The organism is Kitasatospora sp. NPDC091257 (genome assembly GCF_044757675.1).
In the GTDB taxonomy this organism is placed as follows: domain Bacteria; phylum Actinomycetota; class Actinomycetes; order Streptomycetales; family Streptomycetaceae; genus Kitasatospora; species Kitasatospora lactacystinica.
Window position 1 is genome coordinate 1 of record NZ_JBIVVI010000916.1, and the last position, 3,793, is coordinate 3,793.

3 protein-coding genes and 1 pseudogene are annotated in these 3,793 nt (G+C 71.4%); 3 read left to right on the forward strand and 1 reads right to left on the reverse strand.

Translation table 11 applies throughout. The features are described from left to right. Positions 1-139: 139 nt before the first annotated feature. A complete protein-coding gene (locus ACIQOV_RS31940) occupies positions 140-643 on the reverse strand; it encodes a transcriptional regulator (RefSeq protein ID WP_030056198.1) in 504 nt (167 codons plus the stop codon). Between the two features lie 330 nt (positions 644-973). Between ACIQOV_RS31940 and pyrR the strand changes: the two genes are divergently transcribed. The 3 genes and pseudogenes from pyrR to ACIQOV_RS31955 all read left to right on the forward strand — a co-directional run. Then, entirely contained in the window at positions 974-1,597 is a 624-nt protein-coding gene (pyrR, locus tag ACIQOV_RS31945; protein ID WP_359897432.1) for a bifunctional pyr operon transcriptional regulator/uracil phosphoribosyltransferase PyrR, read from the forward strand. Positions 1,598-1,602: 5 nt separating this feature from the next. Continuing rightward, the gene (locus ACIQOV_RS31950; RefSeq protein ID WP_401054179.1) at positions 1,603-2,580 is read left to right on the forward strand and encodes an aspartate carbamoyltransferase catalytic subunit; all 978 of its coding nucleotides are present in this window, start codon (positions 1,603-1,605) and stop codon (positions 2,578-2,580) included. Beyond that, positions 2,577-3,737 (forward strand): annotated as a pseudogene (locus tag ACIQOV_RS31955) (dihydroorotase); the annotation flags it as partial. The gene ACIQOV_RS31950 and the pseudogene ACIQOV_RS31955, both read left to right, overlap by 4 nt. Positions 3,738-3,793 lie beyond the last annotated feature (56 nt).

Below are 3,793 nucleotides of genomic sequence, written 5' to 3' on the forward strand. Positions count from 1 at the left end.
GCCCCGTCCCGGGGGCCCCGACACCGCGGCGCGGCCCCCGGTCAGGGGAGCCGCGCCGTGACGTTTCTGCTTGCGGGTACGACCGGAAATCAGGCCGGGTCGTCCCTGGATCCGCCGGCGGGAGCCGGTGCGGCGAGCCTCAGCTCGCGTCCTCCTCGCGCACCGCGCGGCGCGCGTCGGGGTTCAGCACGCCCCAGGAGATCAGCTGCTCGGTGAGGATCGACGGCGACTGGTCGTAGATGACGGCCAGGGTGCGCAGGTCGTCCTGACGGATCGACAGCACCTTTCCGTTGTAGTCACCGCGCTGGCTCTGGATGGTCGCCGCGTAGCGCTGCAGCGGGCCGGCCTTCTCGGAAGGGACCTGGGTCAGTCTCTCCAGGTCGAGGACCAGGCGCGGCGGCGGCTCGGCCGCGCCGCCGGGCGTACCGCCGGGCAGCAGCTCCTGCACCGGGACGCCGTAGAACTCCGCCAGTTCGGCCAGCCGCTGCACGGTGACCGCACGGTCACCGCGCTCGTACGAGCCGACGACGACTGCCTTCCAGCGCCCCTGGGACTTCTCCTCGACACCGTGCAGGGAGAGACCCTGCTGAGTGCGGATCGCTCGGAGCTTGCCTCCGAGTTGCTTCGCGTAGTCGCTGGACATTGATCTCCCCGGACGAGATTGCTTCGCGTTCAGTGGTGGGTCACGGGCGATTGCCGACGCCGTTACCGGTGGGTCCGACGTCCGTCTCGTAACTCACTGTGAGGTTACGTAGAGTAAGGTAGTTGCGTCAAGCCGAATGGGGCAGTCGTGCGAATGGCCCGCATCGTCGGCGCGTCCGGAGTGTTAACCCCGGGAAGCGGAATGATGGCCGTCTGTTTGCGATCCGGCGCGCTGCTAGGATGGCCCGAAGCCCACGCCCGGTCGGCGGGGGCAGTCCCAGACATCCTTTAAGACCCGTCCCGTGAGGCGGGGAAGGAGGTCCGCTTCGGCATGACCACCCACCATGAACCGACGCCCCGGGCACCGCACCAGGTGCTGGACGGCACGGACATCGCCCGGGTCCTCACCCGGATAGCGCACGAGATCGTCGAGCGCGCCAAGGGCGCGGAGGACGTCGTGCTGCTCGGCATCCATACCAGGGGCGTCCACCTCGCCCGCCGCCTGCACGGCCGGCTGGCCCAGATCACCGGGCGCGAGATCCCGCTGGGCACCCTGGACATCACCATGTACCGGGACGACCTGCGGCTGAAGCCCGCCCGTGCCCTGGAGCACACCGAGATCCCGCCCGGCGGCATCGACGGCAAGCTCGTCATCCTCGTCGACGACGTGCTCTTCTCCGGCCGGACCATCCGCGCCGCGCTCGACGCGCTGAACGACATCGGCCGCCCGCGCGCCGTCCAGCTCGCCGTCCTGGTCGACCGCGGCCACCGCGAGCTGCCGATCCGCGCCGACTACGTCGGCAAGAACCTCCCCACCTCGCTGCGCGAGGCCGTTCAGGTGCGCCTGTCCGACAGCGACGGCGTGGACGCCGTCCTGGTCGGCGACCGCGACTTCGCCGCCCGCAGCTCGCAGGCCCTGGCACCCCAGTCTTCCGAACCGCACCTCCCGGAGTAACCCGCGTGAAGCGCCACCTCGTCTCCGCCGCCGATCTCAGCCGCGACGACGCGCTGCTGATCCTGGACACCGCCGAGGAGCTCGCCCAGCTCTCCGGCCGGGCCGTGAAGAAGCTGCCCACGCTGCGCGGCCGCACCGTCGTCAACCTCTTCTTCGAGGACTCCACCCGGACGAAGACCTCCTTCGAGGTCGCCGAGAAGCGCCTCTCGGCCGACGTCATCAACTTCTCCGCCAAGGGCTCCTCGGTCTCCAAGGGCGAGAGCCTCAAGGACACCGCGCTGACCCTCCAGGCGATGGGCGCCGACGCGGTGGTCATCCGCCACCACGCCTCCGGCGCGCCGGCCCGGCTGGCCCAGTCCGACTGGCTGCACGGCAGTGTGATCAACGCCGGTGACGGCACCCACGAGCACCCCACCCAGGCGCTGCTCGACGCCTTCACCATGCGCCGCCACCTCAACCCGGGCAGCGGCAACGACCTGGCCGGGCGCCACGTGACCATCGTCGGCGACGTCCTGCACAGCCGGGTCGCCCGATCCAACGTCCACCTGCTGAACACCCTCGGCGCGCAGGTCACCTTCGTCGCCCCACCCACGCTGCTGCCGATCGGGGTCGAGAACTGGCCCTGCGAGATCAGCTACGACCTCGACGCCGTGCTGCCCAAGACGGACGCGCTGATGATGCTGCGGGTGCAGCGCGAGCGGATGAACGCCGCGTTCTTCCCGACCGAGCGCGAGTACAGCCGCCGCTACGGCATGAACGGCCGCCGGATGGCCCAGCTGCCGGACCACGCGATCGTGATGCACCCCGGCCCGATGGTCCGCGGCATGGAGATCACCGCCGAGGTCGCCGACTCGCCGCGCTGCACCGCCATCGAGCAGGTCGCCAACGGCGTCTCCGTCCGGATGGCCGTCCTGTACCTGCTGCTCGGCGGAGCCACCCTCGCCGACACCGCCCGCACCGACTCCGTGGAGACCGCCCAGTGACCAGCTACCTGATCCGCAACGCCAAGATCCTGGGCGGCGCCCCGCAGGACCTCCACCTCGCCGACGGCGTGATCAAGGAGATCGGTACCGGCCTGACGGTCGAGGCGGACATCGAGATCGACGCCACCGGGCTGATCGCCCTGCCCGGCCTGGTCGACCTCCACACCCACCTGCGCGAGCCCGGCCGCGAGGACGCCGAGACCGTGCTCACCGGCACCCGGGCCGCCGCGATGGGCGGCTTCACCGCCGTGCACGCGATGGCCAACACCACCCCGGTGGCCGACACCGCCGGCGTGGTCGAGCAGGTCTGGCGGCTCGGCCAGGAGTCCGGCTACTGCGACGTGCAGCCGGTCGGCGCCGTCACCGTCGGCCTGGAGGGCAAGAAGCTCGCCGAGCTCGGCGCGATGCACGAGTCCGCCGCGGGCGTCCGGGTCTTCTCCGACGACGGCAAGTGCGTGGACGACGCGGTGCTGATGCGCCGCGCCCTGGAGTACGTCAAGGCCTTCGACGGCGTCGTCGCCCAGCACGCCCAGGAGCCGCGGCTGACCGAGGGCGCCCAGATGAACGAGGGCCAGGTCTCCGGCGAGCTCGGGCTCGGCGGCTGGCCGGCCGTCGCCGAGGAGTCGATCATCGCCCGCGACGTGCTGCTCGCCGCGCACGTCGGCTCCCGGCTGCACGTCTGCCACCTCTCCACCGCCGGCTCGGTCGAGATCGTCCGCTGGGCCAAGTCCAAGGGCTGGGACGTCACCGCCGAGGTGACCCCGCACCACCTGCTGCTCACCGACGAGCTGGTCCGCACCTACGACCCGGTGTACAAGGTGAACCCGCCGCTGCGCACCGCCGAGGACGTCCAGGCGCTGCGCAAGGCGCTGGCCGACGGCACCATCGACGCCGTCGCCACCGACCACGCGCCGCACCCGGCCGAGGACAAGGACTGCGAGTGGGCCGTGGCCGCGATGGGCATGGTCGGCCTGGAGACCGCGCTGTCGGTCGTGCAGCAGACCATGGTCGACACCGGCCTGCTGAACTGGGAGGCCGTCGCGGACCGGATGTCGCACCGCCCGGCCCGGATCGGCCGTCTCAGCGGCCACGGCCGGCCGATCTCGGTGGGTGAGCCCGCCAACCTGGTGCTGTTCGATCCCGCGTACCGTGGAGCCTGGTGAACTCCTCGACGCGTTGCCGGGAGCGGCGCATGATGGCGTGCCGGTCCCGG